2 protein-coding genes are annotated in these 906 nt (G+C 35.7%); both read right to left on the reverse strand.

Features of this window, described 5'->3' with window-relative positions:
- On the reverse strand, positions 1-168 hold a 168-nt coding region (locus BG20_RS07400; protein WP_010192975.1), incomplete at its 3' end, for a transaldolase family protein.
- A partial coding sequence (locus BG20_RS07405; RefSeq protein ID WP_010192976.1) for a transketolase family protein occupies positions 165-906 on the reverse strand: 742 nt, incomplete at its 5' end. The genes BG20_RS07405 and BG20_RS07400, both read right to left, overlap by 4 nt.

Below are 906 nucleotides of genomic sequence, written 5' to 3' on the forward strand. Positions count from 1 at the left end.
TAAGCTAACATCACCTTTGATTATTTTTGCAATTTCTTCCATGACATCTTTTGGATTTCCTCCTTCTTTAGACAAAAGGGACGGATTTGTAGTAATACCATCTAATAATCCCATGTCATTGAATTTTCTAATTGCTTCAAGATTTGCGGTGTCAAGAAAAATTTTCATTGTTTTCTACTCCTTATTTCTTTGACTTGTTTTGCTATATTAAAAGATGTTATTCCGTGTTTTTCTAATAGCAAAGAAATTTCATTGTCTCTAGCAGATTCGCCGAACATATCTTGCGCACCTATTCTTTTAATTGGAACAGGGTATCTCTCAGATACAGATTCTGCAACTGCTGAACCCATACCTCCCATTATGTTGTGTTCTTCACAAGTTACTATACCCCCAGTTTCTCTTGCTGCTTTTTCTAAAAGTTCAGCATCAATTGGTTTTATTGAAAACATATCCAATACTCTACATGAAATTCCTTCTTGATTTAATGAATCAGCTGCTTCAAGGGCCATTCTTACTGTAATTCCACATGCAGCTATAGTACAATCAGAACCATCTCGAAGTGTAATTCCTTTACCAATTTGAAAATCTTGAGATTCTGAATAAACTACGGGAGTGTTTGATCTTGCCATTCTCATGTAAAACGGGCCATATTCGTTTGCCATCAAACGAGTTAATTTTGAAACTGCAAAAGTATCAGCAGGTATAAACACACGAAAATTAGGGATTGCCCTCATTATTGCAATGTCTTCAATTTGTTGATGAGAACCACCATCAGGCCCAACTGACAAACCGCCATGAGAAACAACTAATTTTACATTGAGACCTTTTTTATTTCCAGATGAAGGATATGCAATCCCATTTCTTATTTGATCTACAGCACGTCCGGGTAGAAATATTGCATAAGTG

It is taken from the genome of Candidatus Nitrosarchaeum limnium BG20 (assembly GCF_000241145.1).
Lineage (GTDB): Archaea > Thermoproteota > Nitrososphaeria > Nitrososphaerales > Nitrosopumilaceae > Nitrosarchaeum > Nitrosarchaeum limnae.